The 23,440-nt window shown below is 42.1% G+C and carries 18 protein-coding genes; 7 read left to right on the top strand and 11 right to left on the bottom strand.

The window, feature by feature from the left end; translation table 11 throughout:
* Positions 1–12: 12 nt before the first annotated feature.
* The 5 genes from pilB to ND16A_RS18165 form a co-directional block, all read right to left on the bottom strand.
* Positions 13–1,716 carry a type IV-A pilus assembly ATPase PilB gene (gene pilB, locus ND16A_RS18145; RefSeq protein ID WP_443080257.1) on the bottom strand — a complete coding sequence of 568 codons (1,704 nt, stop codon included), beginning with the start codon at positions 1,714–1,716 and terminating at the stop codon, positions 13–15.
* A gap of 75 nt (positions 1,717–1,791) precedes the next feature.
* A complete protein-coding gene (locus ND16A_RS18150; RefSeq protein ID WP_033075788.1) occupies positions 1,792–2,205 on the bottom strand; it encodes a pilin in 414 nt (137 codons plus the stop codon).
* A gap of 55 nt (positions 2,206–2,260) precedes the next feature.
* Positions 2,261–2,701 carry a pilin gene (locus ND16A_RS18155; RefSeq protein WP_033075787.1) on the bottom strand — a complete coding sequence of 147 codons (441 nt, stop codon included), beginning with the start codon at positions 2,699–2,701 and terminating at the stop codon, positions 2,261–2,263.
* Between the two features lie 349 nt (positions 2,702–3,050).
* Entirely contained in the window at positions 3,051–3,944 is an 894-nt protein-coding gene (nadC, locus tag ND16A_RS18160; protein ID WP_033075786.1) for a carboxylating nicotinate-nucleotide diphosphorylase, read from the bottom strand.
* A 152-nt stretch (positions 3,945–4,096) separates the two neighbouring features.
* Entirely contained in the window at positions 4,097–4,618 is a 522-nt protein-coding gene (locus ND16A_RS18165; protein WP_033075785.1) for a retropepsin-like aspartic protease family protein, read from the bottom strand.
* Positions 4,619–4,669: 51 nt separating this feature from the next.
* Between ND16A_RS18165 and ampD the strand changes: the two genes are divergently transcribed.
* The 6 genes from ampD to lpdA all read left to right on the top strand — a co-directional run bounded on the left by ampD (position 4,670) and on the right by lpdA (position 13,651).
* On the top strand, positions 4,670–5,263 hold the full coding sequence (gene ampD / locus ND16A_RS18170) for a 1,6-anhydro-N-acetylmuramyl-L-alanine amidase AmpD (RefSeq protein ID WP_081945409.1): 594 nt from the start codon (positions 4,670–4,672) through the stop codon (positions 5,261–5,263).
* A gap of 132 nt (positions 5,264–5,395) precedes the next feature.
* Positions 5,396–6,241 carry a beta-lactamase regulator AmpE gene (ampE, locus tag ND16A_RS18175; protein ID WP_033075784.1) on the top strand — a complete coding sequence of 282 codons (846 nt, stop codon included), beginning with the start codon at positions 5,396–5,398 and terminating at the stop codon, positions 6,239–6,241.
* A gap of 344 nt (positions 6,242–6,585) precedes the next feature.
* Complete coding sequence (gene pdhR / locus ND16A_RS18180; RefSeq protein WP_033075783.1) at positions 6,586–7,359, top strand: pyruvate dehydrogenase complex transcriptional repressor PdhR; 774 nt, start codon at positions 6,586–6,588, stop codon at positions 7,357–7,359.
* A gap of 159 nt (positions 7,360–7,518) precedes the next feature.
* Complete coding sequence (gene aceE, locus ND16A_RS18185) at positions 7,519–10,191, top strand: pyruvate dehydrogenase (acetyl-transferring), homodimeric type (RefSeq protein ID WP_033075782.1); 2,673 nt, start codon at positions 7,519–7,521, stop codon at positions 10,189–10,191.
* 21 nt (positions 10,192–10,212) lie between these two features.
* Positions 10,213–11,883 (top strand): dihydrolipoyllysine-residue acetyltransferase, encoded by a 1,671-nt coding sequence (aceF, locus tag ND16A_RS18190; protein WP_033075781.1) that lies wholly within the window; start codon positions 10,213–10,215, stop codon positions 11,881–11,883.
* Positions 11,884–12,217: 334 nt separating this feature from the next.
* Positions 12,218–13,651, top strand: a complete 1,434-nt coding sequence (lpdA, locus tag ND16A_RS18195) for a dihydrolipoyl dehydrogenase (protein WP_033075780.1) — start codon at positions 12,218–12,220, stop codon at positions 13,649–13,651.
* Between the two features lie 405 nt (positions 13,652–14,056).
* Here the strand turns inward: lpdA and ND16A_RS18200 are convergent, their stop codons facing one another.
* The 5 genes from ND16A_RS18200 to ND16A_RS18220 all read right to left on the bottom strand — a co-directional run bounded on the left by ND16A_RS18200 (position 14,057) and on the right by ND16A_RS18220 (position 19,415).
* On the bottom strand, positions 14,057–14,881 hold the full coding sequence (locus tag ND16A_RS18200) for a glycerophosphodiester phosphodiesterase family protein (RefSeq protein ID WP_033075779.1): 825 nt from the start codon (positions 14,879–14,881) through the stop codon (positions 14,057–14,059).
* 529 nt (positions 14,882–15,410) lie between these two features.
* Positions 15,411–16,460, bottom strand: coding sequence for a DUF2955 domain-containing protein (locus tag ND16A_RS18205; protein WP_033075778.1), 1,050 nt, complete (start codon positions 16,458–16,460; stop codon positions 15,411–15,413).
* A 3-nt stretch (positions 16,461–16,463) separates the two neighbouring features.
* Positions 16,464–17,591, bottom strand: coding sequence for an HlyD family secretion protein (locus tag ND16A_RS18210; protein ID WP_033075777.1), 1,128 nt, complete (start codon positions 17,589–17,591; stop codon positions 16,464–16,466).
* 17 nt (positions 17,592–17,608) lie between these two features.
* Positions 17,609–18,721, bottom strand: a complete 1,113-nt coding sequence (locus tag ND16A_RS18215; RefSeq protein ID WP_033075776.1) for an AI-2E family transporter — start codon at positions 18,719–18,721, stop codon at positions 17,609–17,611.
* On the bottom strand, positions 18,714–19,415 hold the full coding sequence (locus ND16A_RS18220) for a potassium channel family protein (protein WP_235281926.1): 702 nt from the start codon (positions 19,413–19,415) through the stop codon (positions 18,714–18,716). Before ND16A_RS18220 ends, ND16A_RS18215 begins: the two co-directional genes overlap by 8 nt.
* Before the next feature lie 341 nt (positions 19,416–19,756).
* Here ND16A_RS18220 and acnB point away from each other — a divergent pair, with 341 nt between their 5' ends.
* Positions 19,757–22,354, top strand: a complete 2,598-nt coding sequence (acnB, locus tag ND16A_RS18225) for a bifunctional aconitate hydratase 2/2-methylisocitrate dehydratase (RefSeq protein WP_033075775.1) — start codon at positions 19,757–19,759, stop codon at positions 22,352–22,354.
* A 47-nt stretch (positions 22,355–22,401) separates the two neighbouring features.
* On the opposite strand, the gene ND16A_RS18230 is transcribed toward acnB, so the two are convergent.
* A complete protein-coding gene (locus ND16A_RS18230; RefSeq protein ID WP_152593768.1) occupies positions 22,402–23,151 on the bottom strand; it encodes a hypothetical protein in 750 nt (249 codons plus the stop codon).
* Positions 23,152–23,440 lie beyond the last annotated feature (289 nt).

Here is a 23,440-nt window from a genome sequence, read left to right as displayed (position 1 = left end):
CAATTTGTCACTTTAGGCAGTAACTCGGCTGACTTCCGATAAACTGGTGACTCCAGATTTGGCTTTCAGTAACGCCGATTGTCGCAAATTTTTATAACCTTCAGTTTGTGCCTGTTTGGCGATGTCTAGTGAGGTGCCACCATCCATTATAATAGTAGCAGTGTCTTGGCTAATTTTCATTACTTCATAAATACCAACCCTGCCTTTGTAGCCCTTGGTGCATTCGTCGCAACCTACGGCTTTATAAATGGTCAAATTAGCCACTTCATTTTCGGCAAAACCGAATTCGAGTAATGCGTGCTCACTTATATCATCTTCTTCTTTGCAGTGATTACATAAACGTCGGGCCAGTCGTTGGGCAATAATTAGCGTCACTGAGCTTGCCACGTTATATGAGGGGACCCCCATATTCAGCAGTCGGGTAAGAGTTTCCGCGGCAGAGTTGGTGTGCAAAGTTGATAGCACCAAGTGACCTGTTTGCGCCGCCTTAATCGCAATTTCTGCGGTTTCTAAGTCTCGTATTTCACCCACCATAACAATATCGGGATCTTGCCGTAAAAACGATTTTAACGCGCTGGAGAAATCCAGTCCGGCTTTGTTGTTGATTTGTACCTGATTTACCCCTTCCAGGTTGATTTCTACCGGATCTTCGGCGGTGGAAATATTTCGTTCTTCAGTGTTTAAAATATTTAAGCCGGTATATAAAGAAACTGTTTTACCAGAGCCGGTCGGGCCGGTTACCAAAATCATTCCTTGCGGTTTCGATAGTGCATCTAAATACAGAGATTTTTGCTCATCTTCATAACCCAAGATATCAATGCCCAATTTGGCACTGGAAGAGTCGAGAATACGCATTACCACTTTCTCGCCCCACATAGTAGGTAAGGTGGATACTCGAAAGTCGATAGATTTTTTCTTCGACACCGCTAACTTTATTCGTCCATCTTGTGGGACTCTTCGCTCAGCAATGTCCAGTTTTGACATTACTTTTAACCTTGCTGTCATTCTGCTTGAAAGGTTAACTGGCGGGCTAGCCACTTCGGTTAATATGCCATCGACACGAAATCGAATTCTGAATATATGTTCAAACGGCTCAAAGTGTAAATCGGACGCGCCTTTTTTAATTGCATCGAGTAATATCTTATTGATATACACCACTATTGGCGCGTCGTCGGCACCGCCAGATGAGTCTTCTTCCTTTTTCTCGTCCTCTACATCAATATTGCCAAGTTCTTCACTATCTAAATCGGTGATATCTAATACCGAGTTTTCATCTTCAAGCAACTTTTCGATGGTTTCACGTAACGATTTTTCATCGGCGATCACCAGTTCGGTGCTATAGCCAGTATTAAATTGAAATTCTTCTATGGCATCTATATTGGTGGGATCGGATACGGCCACATGCAAAATTCCCCCTCGTAAATACAAGGGCAGAGCATTATGCTTACTGATTAATTTTTCGTTGCGCAGACCTTCAGGCAAAATGTTCAGATCGATTTGGTTAAGATCAACATAAGCAAAACCAAAACTTTTCGACAGCGTTTGAGCGATCACATTGGGTGAGGTGTTTTCTTTGTTTACCAGGTAACTTATGATCGATGTTTTTTGCCGCTGACTCTCGGAAAATATACTGCCAGCCTGATCTGACGCGACGATTTCGTTGCGTACCAGAGCAGATAGTAGACTTGATTGTCGATGAATTCCTTTCATTTTTATTCTTTTATTATTACAAAGGCTATTAATAGTTTAGTTAAAATGGTCGAAAAGCTCAATATTATCATGCTTTTGTTTTTAACAAAGTCTAGATATTTTACAGCCGCTGGCGTCGTCATCCCAGACTAGAGAATCTTTTGAATCAACGTTACCGGTTAAAATATAGGTATCTAAGTTAGTTATATTACCGATATTCTTAGGGGTTGTTTTAACCACTATCTTAGAACTGGTACCAGTAATAGCTATAGTCGATATAAATTCATTGTGCATCCATTTAGAATTTACATTTAGCTTTGAGCAATCAGGAAGGGATTTAGCTTGAACACAAATATCTATTGATGTTCTAACAGGGGCTGCGGCACTAACTACCGTAGCGAACTTAGCCTTGTCACTATAATGGATGTAGCTAGGAAATGCTATTGAAGCAAGCACACTCAATATCGTTACGACAATGAGCAATTCGATTAATGTAAAACCGTTGAGATTTTTCATTGGGCGATTTTTGAGAAAAAAGCTCCTTATAATAAGGAGCTTTTATTAGAACTTATTAACAAAGACCCGCGGCTTTACAGCCACCGCTTGATGCCCATGTAAGTCCACCAGTAGTAGAATCAATGGTACCAGTAAGTACGTAGGTATGAGATGAAGTGATATCAGAATTGACATTACCATTATCTGGTGTAGCAGTGATGGTGATTGCAGTTGCTGAGCCGGCAATTGCTACACCGTTTACTAATGGAGCTGAAGCCCAGTTTGCATTTTCAGCTAGAGTAGAACATCCACCAGTAGCAGTTACGGCATTAGTTTGCACACATAACTCAACCGCAGTTTTTGCTGGAGTGACAGACAATACAACTTCAGAGAAAGCGGCTCTATCCGAGTAAGTTTTGTATGCAGGTAAAGCAACGGCGGCAAGAATACCGATGATCGCAACCACGATCATTAGTTCGATTAGGGTAAAACCCTGGTTTGATTTGATGTTTTTCATTGTGTTATATCCATTAAATATTTAATTGTTATTATGGGGGCTAAAATTAATATGGACCATTTTTGCGGTTCTGTAAAACTTTTTTTTAAAATTAGTGGCAGAATGGTCAGAAAAACTGCATATATTGGCTGTGTGGTTGATTTTTAGGCGAATTGTTGCAGGGCAGAAGGGGAGCATTAATAAATCTGCACTAGGAAAAAGAGCTAGGAACGAGGAACTTGGAACGAGGAACTAAGGGGCTATCAGCTATTTTGTGATAGGGAGCAGAGAAATATATCGGCGATGTTTTATTAAAACTTAGGCAGTGAGCACTGCCTAAGTTTGTTCATTTGTTTTCTAATATCGAGTGTTAGGCAAACCGCATCGATAAGTCTATCGCTTTCACGTTTTTGGTTAATGCGCCTACCGAGATGAAGTCTACTTTGGCTTTGGTGTACTCTTTTAAAATCTCTATGGTCATGTTGCCAGAAACTTCTAACTTGGCTTTGCCTCGGGTTAACTCTACCGCGGTTTCTATCATTTCGGTGCTGAAATTATCTAACATGATGATGTCGGCGCCAGCGCGGATTGCTTGCTCTAATTCCGCTAAGCTTTCCACTTCCACTTCTACAGTTTTACCCGGGTGGTTTTGTTTTGCCGTGGCCACCGCATTATCAATTCCGCCACAGGCATTGACGTGATTTTCTTTGATTAAGAACGCATCAAACAGGCCAATTCTGTGGTTGTGGCCACCACCGCAAGTAACGGCGTATTTTTGTGCGCTTCTTAAGCCCGGTAAGGTTTTACGAGTATCAAGTAGTTTGGTTTTACTGCCCTCTAACTCTTTTACGTATTGGCTGGTCAGCGTTGCAGTTCCTGACAAGCTTTGTAAAAAGTTTAAGGCGGTGCGCTCGCCAGTCAATAGCAGGCGGGCGTTACCGGTTAATTCGAATAACGTGGTGTTGGCTCTCACTGCCTGACCGTCGTTAACAAACCAGGTGATTTGGGTGTGTTCATTGCTTGATGCATCGAGTTGCTTAAACACTTCATTTACCCAGGCCACGCCCGAAATTACGCAATCTTCTCGGCAAATAACCGTGGCAACGGCTTTACTATCTGCCGGAATTAATGACGCGGTAATATCGTCTGCAGCAATCGGTGTTTGACCAGGTTTTGCTCCCAAGTCTTCAGCCAATGCCCAGGTTACTGTGGTTTCAATGTCGAGTTGTAGCTCAGGACTTATTTGAAGGTCAAGGTTGTGCATGTGTTGCTCTCTGCTTAGTTAATATATTGTGTTGATAACTTATTTTCTGGTGACATTGTGCAGTTTAAACCGCACATATGCTTTAATGTAACCGCGTTTAGGTACGTTCACCCTAAGGTTGTATGTATTCGACCTTAGCGCAGCACTGTTAATTAGCGCAGCTCCGTTAAATAAAGGTATTTGCCTGATTGGCGAAAGTCTACTTGCTTTAACGCACTCATGCCTAACAGGATCTCATTCGTGTCCATGCCCGGGTTGATGCTAGCGTCGACATTATAAAGGATAATATTACCAATACTCAATTGATCTATTGTGGTTTGGTATACCTTTACCCGACCATTAGCGGTTTCGGCATAATGGCTGCCCAAATTAGGCAGGTTGAGATTATCGGCGATTTTGGCCGGGATCGATACATTGGTAGCACCAGTATCGAGGAGAAACACCACACTTTCATTATTGATGGTACCCGCCGATACATAGTGGCCCCATTTATTACGCTTTAGGGTGACTTGTGCTAAGCCTTCGCTGTTTAATGCAATGGTTGGTGTCTGATTCGGGTTGCTTTGTCTATTTAATGTGCCCTGAAAGACCCACACTAATAACCCAAAGAAAAGGATCCAGGCGATCCACATGAAAGTTTTACCTATTTTTTTACTGTCATCTATCGGTTGCATAGTGCTAATCTTTTACTAACTTAGTTTTAAAAGAGGTCTGATATCATTAGTATGGAGACAAAATTTGCAATCAACAATGGCTGGCTCGAAGTTTCTGCTAAATTTTCAACGCCTGCTATCAGCCATTTACCTTCGCCACACTGTGATAACAGGGAGTGTGACGACATCAGTTTGTTGGTAATTCACAACATATCCTTGCCACCGGGTAAGTTCGGCTCTGATCATATTTCCGATTTATTTATGGGCTGTTTAAACCCTGATGAAGATGATTACTTTAAAGATATTTACCAAATGCGAGTGTCGGCTCACTGCTTAATTCGTCGTGACGGCGCAATCATTCAGTATGTGCCTTTTACCAAGCGTGCCTGGCATGCGGGGGTATCTTGTTTTGCCGGGCGCGAAAAATGTAATGATTTTTCTATTGGTATTGAAATGGAAGGGACCGACGATATTGCTTATACCGATGTTCAATATCAAACCTTACAATTACTCAGTATTGCTATTGTTACTACTTACCCCGACATTGATGTCGACAAAATTGCCGGCCATTGCGATATTGCGCCGGGCAGAAAAACCGATCCGGGTGAGAGTTTTGATTGGTATCGGTTTAAAAACGGCTTAACTAATACATTGATTAAACCCTGATATAAACCCTGAAATAAGAGGCGAATGGCGCTGTGTTATTAATTTTCTCGCATTCTTTACTGGCAAAAACAAGGGGGTAAGAGTAAAATTTTAGTATTAAACAAGAATAATTTAAGTAGTACAGGATAATCAATGAGTCTTATTAGTTTGTTAATTGCTTTGGCAGCAGAGCGAGTGTTACGATCTAAGCATTGGCATTTTAATTTTTATTATGCCCCCTATCTCAAGTTTGCCCGCGGTTTTGTTTCTAAAGGCGAGATCAGTAAAAGCAGCCTAAATGTCATAGTGTTAGCACTTATACCCGCCATTTTGGTTTGGGGGCTGATAGCGCTTGCTGATAATCTGTTAATTGAATTTGTCATTTCAGCCGTCGTGCTTATTGTTTGTCTTGGCTGTTCAACCGCCAGAGAATCTTATAAAAACTTTTTAAATGCGGCGATGCGTGGCGATGAAGTTGCGGTTTCTCATCATCAAATGGAATTGCAACAAAATCAGGATTTCGACGGGGAAAGTTTTGGTCAAACCTTAGTCTGGTTAAATTATCAATATTACATGGCAATAATGTTAGTGTTTGTTTTTGCCGGCATTGGTGGCGTGGTGTTTTACCGGTTGTTGGTAGCAATCGCCAATAATATCAAGAATGAACAAGGTGAAGCATTTTTACCGGAAGCTGCGGTAAATCATGGAAAAAATATTCTCTTCTATATAGATATCATTCCATCGCGTGTTGCCGCTTTTGGTTACATGTTAGTTGGCCATTTTTCCAAAGCGTCAACAATCTGGCTGGAGGGGTTACTTAATTTTCAACTCTCCCCGCGAAAATACCTTTGTACTGTGGCGAAAACGTCAGAAGAGTATGTCGTTAACAATGACGATCTTACTGCCGAGCCAACGTTGCTCGTGCGTTTAGCGAAACGTAATGTTTTATTATTGCTCGCCGCAACTGCATTTATGACTATCGCCGGTGTCTTGCACTGATCGCATAAACACAAAATATCGAATAGCCGCAACAAGTTTATCTGTTGCGGCTTTTTTTTGCTAAAAGAAAACTTCCCAGTCAACAAAGCGTTGAAAAATTCAATTGTCAAATTGGTCTTACCATTAAGGTTTTTGTCTATATTTTTGCCAGTTTGAATAATTCAAACTGAGAGCAACCCGCCTAAATATTTTACATTCTGAAAGAAGTCTGTTACTTTAGATGCATACATTTTGCTTATTGGTAAGACCAATTTATCAGTGTGTTGAGGGTTGAATTTAAGCGATAAGTTTGATTTTGATTTTCTTGTTTGACTAATTTTCATCAGGGGTTGTGATTAAAAACAATGGTTTATCAGAAGATACAACAGCCTAAATTGTCGGATGTGATCTTGAATCAGCTGGAAGAGATGATTTTAGAAGGCAGCTTACAACCCGGACAAAAGCTACCGGCAGAGCGGGAATTGGCGCTGCAATTTGCCGTGTCACGACCATCGCTCAGGGAAGCAATGCAAAAACTTGAAGCCAAAGGTTTGATCTACCGTCGCCAGGGTGGCGGAACTTTTGTTTGTGATAATTTATTATCCGGTCTGGCAGATCCATTATTCGATTTAATGGCGAATAAAGCGGAAGCACAATACGATTTATTAGAGTTTCGTCATGGCATCCAGGGAATGGCCGCTTATTATGCGGCGATGCGTGGCACCAAAAAAGACTTTGAACATATTGCCGAAAAATTTGAGGCAATCACGGTAGCGCAAATTGAAAATACCACGATTAGTGAAAATTACCGTGGCGAAGCGGAAACGGTATTCGAATTTTATCTGGCCATATGTGTCGCTTCCCATAATGCCGTAATTATGCATTTAGCCCGAGCCATGGGTGAATTGCTGATCGATAACATTGAAAAAAATCTGCAAGTGCTGGCCAAACGCCCGGACGTACCTGGTCGCATAGCCCATTATCGCAAGCGGTTAATGGAAAGCATTATCAGTGGTGAACCCAATAAAGCCTGGGGCGCAAGCCATAAAAATCTGGCTTATATCGAAGAAGTGATGCTCAACCTTGGTGAAGAAAACAGCCGGGTAACCCGTTCACTGCGACGGTTAAAAACCAATTAATGAGCAGTGAACACTGATGAGTTGAAATTATTGCTTGCTTCGCTATTTAATACACGGCGAATCAACAAAAAAATACTGAAGGTAGTGAGATTTTTGAACTATCTTTAATGCATTAAAATTTAAAATACATTATTTACTAAGCGGAGATGAAAAATCGTTATGACTGATACAATCAATCACGATATTGATCCAATTGAGACACAAGAATGGGTAGAATCGCTAGAAGCGGTCCTTGAGCAAGAAGGCCCGGAACGTGCCCATCAATTATTAGAAACCTTAATCGACAGAGCTCGTCGTGGCGGTACGCATTTACCATTTGATGCCAAAACGGCCTATGTGAATACTATCCCGGTAAACCAAGAACCGCATATGCCAGCCGACTTAACCATAGAAGCCCGTATTCGTGCCGCTATTCGTTGGAATGCTTTGGTATTGGTGTTACGCGCTTCGAAAAAAGATTTAGAGCTTGGTGGCCATATTGGTTCATTCGCTTCATCGGCTATGCTGTATGATGTTGGCTTTAACCATTTCTTCAAAGCGTCTTCTGAAAAAGACGGTGGTGATTTTATTTTTGCCCAAGGGCATATTTCTCCTGGCATCTATTCACGTGCTTTTATGGAAGGACGTTTAACCGAAGAGCAAATGAACAATTTCCGTCAAGAATGTGACGGCAATGGTTTATCTTCGTACCCGCACCCACATTTAATGCCTGATTTCTGGCAGTTCCCAACCGTATCTATGGGCTTGGGTCCATTACAGGCTATCTATACGGCGCGTTTTTTAAAATACTTAACTGACCGTGGTATTAAAGATTGTTCAGGCCAACGGGTTTACTGTTTCTTAGGTGACGGCGAAACCGATGAGCCAGAATCATTAGGTGCCATTGGTTTAGCATCGCGCGAAAACCTGGATAACTTAACGTTCGTGATCAACTGTAATTTACAGCGTCTTGATGGGCCGGTACGTGGTAACGGCAAGATCATCCAGGAGCTTGAAGGCACATTCCGCGGCGCCGGCTGGGAAGTGGTTAAAGTTATTTGGGGCAGTTACTGGGATTCATTAATTGCCCGTGATACATCCGGCAAGTTATTGCAGCTAATGAACGAAACGGTTGATGGCGAATACCAAAACTGTAAAGCCAAAGGCGGCAAGTACACTCGTGAAAATTTCTTCAACAAGTACCCGGAAACTGCCGCATTAGTTGCCAATATGTCAGACGAAGACATTTACCGTTTAAACCGTGGTGGTCATGACCCGATTAAAGTTTACTCGGCGTATAAAAAAGCGATGGAAACCAAAGGTCGTCCAACGGTAATTCTGGCGAAAACCGTAAAAGGTTTTGGTTTAGGCGCATCGGGTGAAGCATTAAACATTGCTCATAACGTTAAAAAAATGGATGTAGAGTCGATTAAGCATTACCGCGACCGTTTTAACATTCCGGTAAAAGATGAAGACATCGCCGATTTACCATATTACAAATTCCCGGAAGACTCAGCTGAATACAAATACATGCAAGAGCGTCGTGCTGCTTTAGGCGGTTCATTACCTGCACGTAGAGAGCAACCAGAAGAAGCATTGGAAATTCCACAACTGAAAATTTTTGATGCCATCTTAAAAGGTTCAGGTGAGCGTGAAGTATCATCAACCATGACTTTTGTCCGTGTGTTGAACAGCTTATTAAAAGATAAGAAAATTGGTAAGCGTATCGTTCCTATCATTCCTGATGAAGCCCGTACCTTTGGTATGGAAGGCTTATTCCGTCAAGTGGGTATTTACGCCAATGAAGGGCAAAAATACGTACCACAAGATGCTGACCAGGTTGCTTACTATCGTGAAGATAAAAAAGGCCAGGTACTGCAGGAAGGTATTAACGAGCTAGGCGCCATGGCTTCGTGGGTAGCTTCAGGCACGTCTTATTCAACGTGTAATGCTACTACTATTCCATTCTACGTTTACTACTCAATGTTTGGTTTCCAACGTGTTGGCGATTTAGCCTGGGCGGCAGGCGATAGCCAGGCGCGTGGTTTCTTGTTAGGCGCAACGGCGGGTAGAACTACCCTTAACGGTGAAGGCTTACAACATCAAGATGGTCATTCCCATGTACAAGCGGGTTTAATTCCGAATTGTGTCACTTACGATCCAACCTACGGCTATGAAGTTGCGGTTATCGTGCGTGAAGGTTTACGTCGTATGTACGAAGAAAACGAAAATGTGTTCTTCTACCTGACATTAATGAATGAAAATTACCAACATCCTGAAATGCCAAAAGGCAGCGAGGATGACATCATTAAAGGTATCTACAAATTAGATACGGTTAAGCCGGCGAAGAAAGCGAAAGCCAATGTTCAGTTAATGGGCTCAGGTACAATTTTATTACAAGTACGTGAAGCTGCTCGTATTCTTGCGAGCGATTTTGGTATTTCTTCTGATGTTTACTCGGTAACCAGTTACAACGAGTTAGCCCGTGAAGGCCAGGAAGTTGCCCGTTGGAACATGTTGCACCCGGAAGCGGAGCAAAAAGTACCATTTATCAGCCAGGTTATTACTAAAGATAATGGTCCTGCCATTTCTGCCACCGATTACGTGAAATCGTATTCAGATCAGTTACGTGGCTTTATTGATACCGATTATCGAGTACTAGGTACCGACGGTTTTGGCCGAAGTGACAGCCGCGCTAACTTACGTCGTCACTTTGAAGTGGATCACAATTACATTGTTGTTGCTTCTTTATACGAGTTGGCACAACGTGGTGAAATTAAAATGAGCGTTGTTACTAAAGCAATTAAAGACTTTGGTATCGATAGCGACAAGCTTAACCCGCTATACGCATAATTGGCTAGGAAGGAAATACAGATGTCTGATATTAAAAAAATTCTAGTCCCTGATGTGGGTGGCGATGAAGTAGAAGTGATTGAGCTTTGTGTTGCTGTTGGCGATACGGTTGAAGCTGAAGATGCATTGGTAAGTGTTGAAACTGACAAAGCATCAATGGATATTCCGGCACCCTTTGCCGGCACTATCACTGAAATTAAAGTTGCCGTTGGCGATAAAATTAACGAAGGCGATTTAATTGTAATGATTAACGCTGCAGGCGAAAGTGCGGAAGCAGCGCCAGTAGTTGAAACTGCAGCGCCTGTTGCAGCGCCAGTCGCCGAAGCTCCTGCAGCCGTTGAAGCTCCGGTAGCGGCTCCTGCAGCCGCTTCTGCTGCAAGTGCGGTAATCGAAGTAACAGTTCCGGATATTGGTGAAGATGGCGAAGTTGATATTATCGAAGTCTTGGTCGCTGTTGGCGACGTTATTGAAGCCGAAGATGGGTTAATCACCCTGGAAACTGATAAAGCTACTATGGATGTACCCTCTCCTGAAGCTGGTACTGTAGTCGAGGTGAAAGTTGCTGTTGGTGATAAAGTTGGCCAGGGCAGCTTAGTTATTATGCTTGAAACTGCTGGCGGCGTGGCGGTGGCAACACCGGCTGCTGTCACTGCGGCTCCTGCACCAGTAAAAGAGCAAACAGTCGTTGCCGCGCCAGCGCCAGCTCAGAAAAAAGCAGCGCCGGTACCGCATCATCCAAGTGCGGGCACTAAGCAAAGCCAAGGCCATATTTATGCGTCACCGTCAATTCGTCGTATCGCTCGCGAATTTGGCGTAGATCTCACTCTGGTTAAAGGCAGCGGCATTAAAAACCGTATCCTCAAAGAAGATGTGCAGTCATACGTTAAATATGAATTATCGCGTCCAAAAGCGACTGCCAGTTCGTCAGTATCAGGGGATGCCGGTGGTTTACAGGTTATTAGCTCGAAACCAATCGATTTCTCTAAATTTGGCGAAATTGAAACGCTACCACTAACCCGTATTCAAAAAATATCTGGTCCATTTTTGCATCGTAACTGGGTAACAATTCCACACGTTACTCAATTTGATGAAGCCGATATCACTAACGTTGAAGCGTTCCGTAAACAACAAAACGTGATTGCCGAAAAGAAAAAGCTTGGTTTTAAAATCACACCATTGGTGTTTATTTTAAAAGCTGCCGCTGACGCGTTACGCGAATTCCCGGTATTTAACTCAAGCTTGAGTGAAGATGGCGAAAGCTTGATCATGAAAAAGTACATTAACATTGGTGTGGCAGTAGATACGCCTAATGGTTTAGTGGTACCGGTGGTGAAGGATGTTGATCAAAAAGGCATTCACCAGTTATCGAAAGAGCTGTTAGAAATCAGTATGAAAGCTCGTGATGGCAAACTTACCGCCAAAGATATGCAAGGTGGTTGTTTCACCATTTCATCACTTGGTGGAATTGGCGGTACGGCGTTTACGCCAATTGTCAATGCACCAGAAGTTGCTATTTTGGGGGTTTCTAAATCTGAAATGAAACCTAAGTGGAACGGCAAAGAGTTTGAGCCTAAGTTAATGTTGCCATTATCGATGTCATACGATCATCGAGTCATTGATGGCGCACTAGCGGCACGCTTTACCGTACACTTAGCGTCGGTAATGACGGATATTCGCCAACTAATTTTATAGTTAGCGTGGTGCCACCAACAAGTCTTGTATTGTTGGTGGCAAACTCTCGGGTGGAAAAACCGGCGTTTATCGCCTAGTGTAAAGTGAGTTTTGCCGATGTGAGTGAAAACTTACAATAATTAGTCGAATATTGATCTATTTCGTATTTTAATGTTGGCGATTTTTTGTCACACACGGTAAACTTGCCCCCCGAAAATAGTGGCTAAAGAAAGTTAACAACAAGCTTCTTTAGCTGTTATACAAAATTTATATATCATGCCATTAAGGGGTGATATCAAATTGGTTAAGCAATAATAAAATTGTTAACCAACTACTTTAAAAATTTGAGGTATACATGAGTAACGATATAAAAACCCAAGTCGTTGTTTTAGGCGCAGGCCCTGGTGGCTATTCAGCAGCATTTCGTGCTGCTGATCTTGGTTTAGACGTAATACTAGTTGAGAGCCGTGCTACTTTAGGTGGTGTTTGTTTGAACGTAGGGTGTATCCCGTCAAAAGCACTACTTCATGTTGCTAAAGTCATTGATGATGCAGCCGCTATGGCGTCTCACGGTGTGACTTTTGGCGCACCAAAAATTGATTTAGACAAAATCCGCGGTTGGAAAGAAGACGTAATTGGTCAACTAACCGGTGGTTTAGCCGGTATGTCGAAAGCACGTAAAGTGAAAACGGTTACCGGTTACGGTAAATTCACTGGCAGCAATACTATTGCGGTTGAAGGTAGCGACGGTGTTACAAACATCACGTTCGATAATGCTATCATCGCTGCAGGTTCTTCAGTGGTTGATTTACCATTTATTCCAAAAGATGACCCACGTGTTATCGATTCAACGGGTGCGCTTGAGTTAGCAGACGTTCCAGCGGAAATGCTTGTTCTCGGTGGTGGTATCATCGGTTTAGAAATGGGTACTGTCTATAGCGCTTTGGGTTCAAACGTTTCTGTTGTCGAGTTTGCTGATCAGTTAGTGCCTGCAGCCGATAAAGACATTGTTAAAGTTTACAATAACTATAACAAGAAAAAATTCAACATCATGTTATCCACCAAAGTGGTTGCTGTTGAAGCCAAAGACGACGGCTTATACGTAACGTTTGAAGGCAAGAAAGCGCCTGAAGGTCAGGTTCGTTATGACAAAATCTTAGTTGCTGTTGGCCGTAAGCCAAACGGTCATTTAGTTGCCGCAGACAAAGCCGGTGTAAATGTTGACGAGCGTGGTTTCATCAACGTAACTAACGAATTACGTACTAACGTTAACCATATCTTCGCCATTGGTGATGTTGTTGGTCAACCTATGCTTGCCCATAAAGCGGTACACGAAGCACATTGTGCTGCTGAAGTTATCGCTGGTAAGAAACACGTATTCGACCCACGTTGTATTCCTTCAATCGCTTATACTGATCCGGAAATGGCTTGGGTTGGTGTTACCGAGCGTGAAGCGAAAGAGCAGGGCTTGAACATCGAAGTTGCTAACTTCCCATGGGCAGCTTCTGGTCGTGCCATTGCTTCAGCACGTACTGAAGGTAAAACTAAGATGATCTTCGAGAAAGACACCGGCCGAGTATTAGGTGGTGCTATCGTTGGTATCAATGCTGGTGAAATGTTAGGTGAAATTTGTTTAGCCGTTGAAATGGGCGCCGATGCTGAAGATATTGGTTTAACCATTCACGCTCACCCAACACTAAATGAATCTATCGGTTTAGCCGCTGAAATCTTTGAAGGTTCAATCACTGATTTACCCAATGCCAAAGCAGTGAAAAAGAAAAAGAAATAATTTTTCTTAAAAAAAATTGCATAAAAAGCCATGTCTCGACATGGACTGATAAGTAATTAGGGATCTATACGGTCCCTTTTTATTTTGTCTATTGATATCGATGCGGAAGGAAAAATAAATTACATTGTAAGCTTACTAGGTGAATGCTTTTTAACCGAAAAATTCAATAGGTTAATGTGTGTTGTGTGTTTTATTTTGATCGTGATAGGATGACCACCATTGCTCCAAAACAGTTAATGAAGGAAATGATAACCTAACGGCCATTGCCTCCCTAAAAATCGAGTAAATCGCCGATTAATAGGCTCATAATTGCCAATTTGAGCATTCAAATAGTGTATATATCTAAATTAGAAATTTCGATTTCGCTACCCTCAGCCGACTATAAAAGCTAACTTACATGCAGATTCAATTGCTTAGTGGCAAAAAATCCGTATAAATTTCTGAAATTTCAAATCTATTAATATATTTTTCTGCTTCTTGAATTGTATTTACAGTGTGAACATATGAAGGAATGTTTCTTTTTTTAAGCTCTTTCGGTAAAGTTGATTCAGCTTTCGATTTTGGCATTGTAATAGCAAAAGGGCCAGGGAACTTCTCAGTCCAGTCCAATACGTCATCATTATTTCCACGATATCTATAGAGTGTCCATATGATTTTATCAAAGCCCATTTCCTTAATTTTTTTAAAGTTAACTGGATTATAGATTTGCGGAATCACTCTCGCTTTAGCATTATCGATTGTATCCGATATGATCTTTAACGCTTCAATGTTATTTTCTTTTACATCGGTTATGATCGTGGCAGAAGGGTTCATTTTCATCCACTCGGATAGGCTATTAAGAGTACATATATTAAATTCAGAACTATTTTTTACTAGGTAATTAAATTCCTCCATTGTTACTTTTTCAAGTGTTTCAAATCCAAAAGAGCGCTTAAAGCTAAGTTTCCAATCATGGAGACAAACTAATCTATCATCTTTTGTAAACGAGAAATCAATTTCAAAATATTGAAAACCTTTATTTATATTGCTGTTTAGGGCATCAATAGAGTTTGTGTAAGTTCTGTTATTTATACCACCCCCTGCGTGAGCTATTCTGTGAGGGATAAAACCATTTGGTAAATATAATGGTTGACGGGCTTCATGAAAGGTAGTTGTTCTTTGAGATATCAAAATGCAAGCAATAAAAATAATTACAGATAAGATTCCTAATTTGACACTACTCTTGCTCATTTGATCTTCCACCAATTATTTTTTCAGCCAACGCCCATTAAAGGGCTAAATATTGCTGCCAGCATAAATTAATCCTTAAATATTGCAGTTTTCGCCAAGACTACAAAAACATATACCTTTTATTAAAAAGATAAAAACTGTGATTAAACACGGGCTGTACCTTCCTATCGGAATAAAATAAAAAGCCATCTCATTTAGTTAATGAACTTCAATAAGAACGCTGCTCTAATTCTTTCACCGAATGTGAAAGACGGGATTCTTCCATCTTACACACATTCATATTGAATGAGCTATAAGTTGCTACTTTTGTTTAACTCATCAACGACAGGATATCGCTCTAGCGGAAGTTCTCGCTCGGTGCTGAATCAATAATAATGAAGCTGAGTGAAATGTCAAATTACACAAAATAGCATAACCGTATGTAATATAAAGGGAAATAATAAATAGAACCCTGATCGTGTATCAGCCCAGTCTCCACAGACTTTCTTAATTCAGGGAGAATTACCATGGCGGGCTTAAAGCCTGTAATTTAAAGATTAGAGTTTTCGATACGCTTTAAAAATGGCGTGGCTAAATAGGTGGTAAAAATAATGTAGGCGCAAGCAGCGGCTATTTGTAAAATTCGGATGTAAAATTTTTCTCCTGCGCCGCCATCGCTCAAGCTACCGGCAGCAATCAGTATGATGATGGTCGAGTGTGCCATGGCATAAATTGGCGCAAGGGGGCGTTCAGAAAACGTTAATTTGGCAAAATAAATATTGATGCTGGCAAACAGCAGAATAAGAAAGACAAAATCCGGCACTATCACTAATAAGCTATAGGCAATGATGGCGAACAGGCCACCGAGAGAATTACCCACAAGCAGGGCTTTACTGCCCTTTAAACCCACCAGTAAATCGGGCTTTTGCGCCAAAATGGCGACAAAGATCAAGATCAGCAAAGAGCTCGTCAGGCCAAAATATAAAAAGAAGACTAATACCGGCATGATGATAATGGTGCTTAATACCGCCAGTTGAAAACGAGTTTCTACCGGCTTTAATTCTGGCTTTAATTCGGCCTTTAACTCCGCCGGTTGTTGTCCATCCACATCCCCGGCATTGTCGGGAATGACTTCGTGCATTAACATGGTGGTTAATAACGCGATAAAAAATGAGAACAAAAAGCCAGTTACCACAACATTTGCCACTTCCACATGCACAAGAGCGAGCATCGGCACTAACGTAAAACCAATCAATAACATGGTAATGACAAATTCATTGCCACCGGAGTGGCTCCAATAGGAGACTAAAAAGATCAACAAGGTGGTGATCAGAATAAACACCCCGGGGTAGGGCAGAAACATACTGGTGATTAATATACCGCTACAAAAAGCAACAACACCAACGAGCAATATTGCCACTAACACTTTAAACGGCATTTTAGGCTTTTTAGTGCCCAAAAACTTCGCCGTGAAAACCGGCGCAATAAAAGATAATGGCCAATTAAAACCGAAAGCAATGGCAATGCAAAATGTCAGGCCAACCGTTAAGCGAATGGCTCTAATAGTATTGGCACTTTGCGACTTGAGGTTAACAAGCATAAGTTAAAAAACATAGGATAGGTAAGTATTTACCCACACCCAAAGTTTGCCCAGGCTATTAAAGATGAAGTGGCTACCGGTGTAAGCAATAACATCCGCCTGCCCGCCTTCACGCAATAACTTTTTATGGTCATAATTGTCAAATTTCAGGATCACGGTAAAGCGTTGCGGGTCTTTCATCCAACCTGTGGGGTTTTCCGGGGTGGGTAGTTCTCCAGGCTTGCTTTTATCGAAACTAACACCAAAGCCAATTGAAATTACCGAACCGGAGAATACTTCGCCTGGGGCAGAGTCTAAAATGATGTCAACACTGTCATCTTTTTTCAGGTTGCCTAAACTGTTCTCTTTAAACGCGGCTTCTACCCAAACATACTGGGTGGAGATAAAGCTCATTATTTGTTGGCCCTTGGCGGCATAATAACCGACATTGACTTTGGCATAGGAGATCACGCCATCACTTGGCGCTCTCACTTTGGTACGTTCCAGGTCTAGTTTGGCTTTCGATAACTCGACTAATGCCGCTTGAATTTTAGGGTTACCCTGACCGGCTTTGCCCAGTTTTTGCTGGGCTTCTTCATAAGCCGCTTTCGCATTAATGATTTCCAGTTCAGCCTGAGTAATAACCCCTCGTGTCCGGTCTGCGTCGGAGCCCGATATAATGCCCTCTTTTTCCATTGCAAAAATGCGACTGGCATTCATTTCTTTGGTCACCAAATCGGCTTCTGCTTTATCTAGCCTGGCTTTTGCCGCGGCAACAGCGGCAGTACTGGCACCCACATCCTGGCCAGCCATTTCAAGCTTGGCCTGGGCGTCTTCCACTTTTAAATTATAATCTCTGCCATCAATTTCAAATAAAATATCGCCTTCTTTAACTCGTTTATCTCCGCCAATATAAATTTTTGATATTTGTCCTGAAACCTGCGGCACAATAGGGATGACAAATGCACGAACTCGCCCTTGATCCGAAATTGGGGTTAAGCGATCACCAATCACATACCAAAGAAAATACAATGCCGCTAAAATTAAAATGATCTTACTTAATCGTTGAGCAAAATCCGGCTTGTTATCATTTTCTACTTCTGTATTTGTCGTGTCAGCACGCGTAGCTTCATTGGTGATCTTGTCGGTCATCTTGCTATTTTCCTTTGTTACTCTTGGCTCGTTTCTTCTGCCGGATTTTCTGCTTGAGAGTCAGCAGTTTGCTCCAGCCACATGATCATCAATTGATAGCCTAATGCTAAAATTACCGCACCGGTAAATAAGCCAATAATGCCAGAGACAATCATGCCGCCAATAGCACCGAGTAAAATTACCAACATAGGTATATCGGTACCTCTGCCGAGAAATAGCGGTTTTAATACCGCATCACTACTACTGACGATGATGCTGTATACCAAAAAAATCACCGCCGGGGTGGTCTCAGCGACTGAGAAATAATAGGCGGCAATAGGCCCTAAGATAATGATTGGCGGCAGCTGGATGATGGCCACCAGCAACACTAACAACACCCATAAGCCTGCTGCTGGAATATCTGCTACCACTAACCCTATGCCGGACAATACCGCTTGGGTAAAGGCAATGCCTAAGATGCCGGCGGCAACACTACGAATGGTTGCCACAGAATTTGCAACCGCAGGTTTTCCTTTGTCGCCCATTAAACGGGTAAAAAATATCTGGCAACCGCGAGAGCAAGTCTCTGATTTTGCCATAAACATTGCTGCTATAATCACCGAGAAAATAAATTGCAGTATTACCCCGCCAGCACTGGCCGCTATCGCTAATATTTTCGATACGACGTCTTTAATTTGTTCAGAATACTTGTTGGCAAACCCTTCAAGGTTATCGGATGCGGCTAACCATGCAGGATAGATTTTTTCACCAATTAATGGCCATTCCTTCACGCTTTCCGCGGGTTCCGGGATGTTCAGCGTACCTTCTTCTAACCCCGTAGAAATCTGGCTGACCGAGTCAATCGTTGACGCTGAAAACTTATAGGTTGGGATCACTAATATGGAAATGCCAATAATGGCAAATATGCCGGCAGCTAAGCCTTTTCTATTACCACACCATGCCACCAGCTTTTTATAAAACGGGAACAGCGCTATCGCTAAAATAGCGCCCCACGCCATCGGCATGATAAATGGCTTTAAAATATCAATACACCAGGAGCCTAACAGTATAATGGCGATTATTTTTATTGCCGCATCAATCATCCTGGCAGAAAATAATTTATCGTCTGCGTTGGTTAAATTTTTACTCATGGTTATCTCCATCATTAATGGTTTTATGCTGTTTGTTTTGGCTTGTCGTCATCCTGGAACCCACCAGACTGGCGACTAAAATGGCAATGTAAAATTGCCCGGTCATGGCCTCAAAATACACCAGGAAACGGGTGATAGGCATGGTTGGCGAGATATCACCAAAGCCAAGCGTGGTTAAGGTGACAAAAGAAAAATAAATAAAATCAGGCAGTACCTCATACCACAGGTGGCTATCCGAAATGCCGTTGAACGCTTGTGTCGATGCTAAATGAATTAAGGTAAACAGTAATGACCAGATTAATCCGATCAGGATAAACAGACAAATTGCCCCCAGTATTTTATTGCCATCTATTTCACCGGTAAACAGCACTTGCCGAGCGGTTTGTTTGGCGGTGATCACAAAAAAAACCAACATTAAAAATAAGTGCGGGTAATTAAGATCTAAATTATCAAGATAGTAACTGAACAGCGAGGTGGCAATAATGGCAATCGGAAAGATAAAGCTCTTGCGAAACAGAAAACCCTCATCTCCTGCGCCCCACACGGCAACCAACAAGGTGATCACAGTAGCCGATTGCACTAATCGTTGTGCCGATGCGTCAAAAAACTGCTGTGCCAATGCTGTACCCAACAATAACAATACCAACGAACAGGTTAGATAGATAAAATTATCGTTGCGAGTCATTTTCTTCATCACTATATCTCGTATCGCGTTAAAATATTTTCCTCTATTAATGCTAGTCTATTTACAAAAAATGTTATCTTTATTATTCAATTCAATAGATTATCTTTAATTTGCAGATAATTAGCTTGGTAAGGCGGGCCACTTTAGCAGTGAATTTTTTGCATTTATATTTTATTAAAAAATACCACTATAAATATCATTTATAGTAAATATAACCCGCAACATTCGTAATGTTATTCAGTTTTAAACCGTGATCAAGTATAATCCTCGGCGACAAAAATTAACCCAAAATACAGAAACAGTACGTTTATCGTAGGGTTTATTCTGTATCCATAGATGAGGAAAGCACCGTGCTTCAAGATTATCGCAAACACGTAGAAGAGCGTGCGGCTGAAGGGATTGTTCCTAAGCCTTTAGATGCTGAGCAAGTAGCTCAATTAGTTGAATTAGTTAAAAATCCACCAGCAGGCGAAGAAGAAGTATTACTAGACCTATTAGTAAATCGTGTGCCTCCAGGTGTTGATGATGCAGCCTACGTAAAAGCCGGTTTCTTAGCTGCTATCACTAAAGGTGAAGTAAGCTCACCAATTTTATCCACTGAACGTGCGACTGAGTTACTTGGTACCATGTTAGGTGGTTATAACATTCAACCAATGATCGACTTATTAGAGTGTGACAAGCTAGGTGCAACCGCCGCCGCTGGTCTATCTAAAACATTATTAATGTTTGATGCCTTCTATGACGTAAAAGAAAAAGCAGAAGCGGGCAACGCGCAAGCGCAAGCGGTAATGCAATCTTGGGCAAACGGCGAATGGTTCACCAACCGTGATAAAGTTGCTGAGAAAATTACCGTTAAAGTTTTTAAAGTGACTGGTGAAACTAACACCGATGACTTATCGCCAGCACCAGATGCATGGTCTCGTCCTGATATCCCATTACACGCAAAAGCGATGATCAAAATTGGTCGTGATGGTATTACGCCAGATGAAGAAGGTGTTGTTGGTCCAATTAGCCAAATTGAAGACCTGCAAAAAGACGGTATCCCATTAGCATACGTTGGTGATGTTGTTGGTACCGGTTCTTCACGTAAGTCTGCTACCAACTCGGTGTTATGGTTTATGGGTGATGATATCCCATATATTCCTAACAAACGTGGTGGTGGTGTATGTTTAGGCGGTAAAATCGCTCCTATCTTCTACAACACTATGGAAGATTCTGGCGCATTACCAATTGAATTAGACGTACAAGCGATGAACATGGGCGATGTTATCGATATCTTCCCGTACGAAGGCGTAGTTAAGCGCAGTGGTACTGATGAAGTTATTTCTACGTTCGAGCTTAGCCCGGTATTATTGGACGAAGTTCGTGCCGGTGGTCGTATTCCTCTAATCATCGGTCGTGGTTTAACTGGCCGTGCTCGTGAAGCATTAGGTTTAGGCGAAACTGAATTATTCAACAAGCCAGTAGACGTTGCCGATACCGGTAAAGGCTACTCGTTAGCACAAAAAATGGTTGGTAAAGCCTGTGGCGTTGACGGTATCCGTCCTGGCCAATACTGTGAGCCGAAAATGACGACTGTTGGTTCGCAAGATACTACCGGTCCAATGACGCGTGATGAGTTAAAAGATTTAGCCTGTTTAGGTTTCTCTGCCGACTTAACGATGCAGTCTTTCTGTCACACTTCAGCGTATCCAAAACCGGTTGATGTAAACACTCATCACACCTTACCTGATTTCATCATGAACCGTGGCGGTGTATCACTTCGTCCAGGTGACGGTGTAATCCACTCTTGGTTAAACCGCATGTTATTACCAGATACTGTTGGTACTGGTGGTGATTCTCATACGCGCTTCCCATTAGGTATTTCTTTCCCGGCCGGTTCTGGTTTGGTTGCTTTTGCCGCGGCAACGGGTGTTATGCCACTTGATATGCCAGAATCTGTACTTGTTCGTTTTAAAGGTGAAATGCAACCTGGTATCACCTTACGTGATCTTGTTCATGCCATCCCATACTACGGTATCAAGCAAGGTTTATTAACGGTTGAGAAAGCCGGTAAGATCAACGAATTCTCTGGTCGCGTACTAGAGATTGAAGGTCTTAAAGGTCTTACGGTTGAGCAAGCGTTCGAATTGTCTGATGCTTCTGCTGAGCGTTCTGCGGCTGGTTGTTCAATCAAGCTTGAAGAAGATGCAGTTGCTGAATACCTTGAGTCTAACATCGTTATGCTTAAGTGGATGATCAGTGAAGGTTACGGTGACGTACGTACCATCGAACGTCGTATCCTGGGCATGCAAGAGTGGTTGGCAAACCCTTCATTAATGGAAGGTGACGCGGATGCAGAATACGCACACGTGATTGAAATCGATTTAGCTGACATCAAAGAGCCAATCGTTTGTTGTCCAAACGACCCTGATGATGCGAAATTATTATCAGAAGTTGCTGGCGCCAACGTCGATGAAGTTTTCATCGGTTCTTGTATGACTAACATCGGCCACTTCCGTGCCGCTGGTAAGTTATTAGAAGATTTTGGTGGCGTACTGAATACTCGTATGTGGGTTGCTCCGCCAACGAAAATGGACCGTGACCAACTTACTGAAGAAGGTTACTACTTCACTTACGGTAAAGCCGGTGTTCGTATTGAAACTCCAGGTTGTTCATTATGTATGGGTAACCAGGCACGTGTTGCAGAAAAGTCGACTGTACTTTCAACCTCAACGCGTAACTTCCCGAACCGTTTAGGTAATGGTGCTAACGTATACTTAACGTCTGCTGAATTAGCCGCTGTTGGTGCTATCGTTGGTCACTTGCCAACAGTTGCTGAGTACTTTGAATACGCAAGTAAAATCGATGCCACAGCAGCCGATACCTACCGCTACTTAAACTTCCACAAAATGGACAGTTACACTAAGAAAGCGAAAGAAGTTGTGATTGCACAATCTGTTGCATAACAACAGATTGTAAGGTCGAATTCATTCGACCTCTTAAAAAGGTCGCACTAGCGACCTTTTTTTTTCATTTTCTTGTTCATAAATTCCCGAAAATACTTTTCATCATCGGTTTCGCCACAATCACTAAACGAGGTGACACTGCCCAAATTCTCATCGATGTTGCTTAAGTCGGTAGTTTGCATACAGGTACCATTGCGTTTTACAAAGGTTTCATTGCCGATTTGAGTGGTCGCCTCATTGTTTAACTGCAACTCGGTTTTATGATAAACACTGGGACTCACCGGCTCAGGTAACTTTTGCATGGCAGAAAAACCACGACCATTGAGTTGTTGTTGATTAAAATCGGCAAGTACCTGTTGCTTTAGCTTTTCACCAAAATTGCTACGGCTTTTATAGGGGTTAAATGCCGCTTTGGCTTGCGGCTTTGCCGGCTCAATGGTATTTATCTGATTTGTTGATTGCGGCGTTACATCGGAAGTAATTGCTTTAGGCGTTTTAATTTCACTGTTCTTTACTCGTTCACTTACATCGTTATCTTCAATGACTTGTGTTGATTCTTGCTGCTTTGGTAACTCTGCAACGGCTTCCGGTTTCTTTTGAGACTGAATTTCAGCATCAATCGTCACCTCGTTTTTTGCTGCTGGTGGGCTCTGGTAAACATAGCTTGTTATTGGTGTGGAAGTTTTTTGGGTTATCGGTCGTTTAGGGTCTTGCAACGGGGCAAACAAAACAGCTGCCAAAATCAGCATATGAATCGCGATAGAAATCAATAACGGTGTTGTAAATCCCTTTTTCACAGTTTTTATTGTTCCAGATAGATATACCCGTCACCATTCAAGATGCCGGTTTCAGAGCGCTTGAGCGATTCCAATCCAAGGCGCATCTATACAGTAATGGTTATTCCCTTACAAATAGATGCAACGAAGAAGTGGGATTGCTCAAACGCTTCTTCGATGGGTTTAAAAGTGATTTATGCAGCGCTATGAATTTTAACAATGGAATAACCATTCTCTAAATTTAATACCTTGCCTAAATCACTTTTAATTCCCACTGAAATCCTGCACTTTGAATGGTGAAGGGTATATA

It is taken from the genome of Thalassotalea sp. ND16A, assembly GCF_000764205.1.
Classification (GTDB): domain Bacteria; phylum Pseudomonadota; class Gammaproteobacteria; order Enterobacterales; family Alteromonadaceae; genus Thalassotalea_A.
This window is presented reverse-complemented; position numbering and strand designations above follow the sequence as displayed.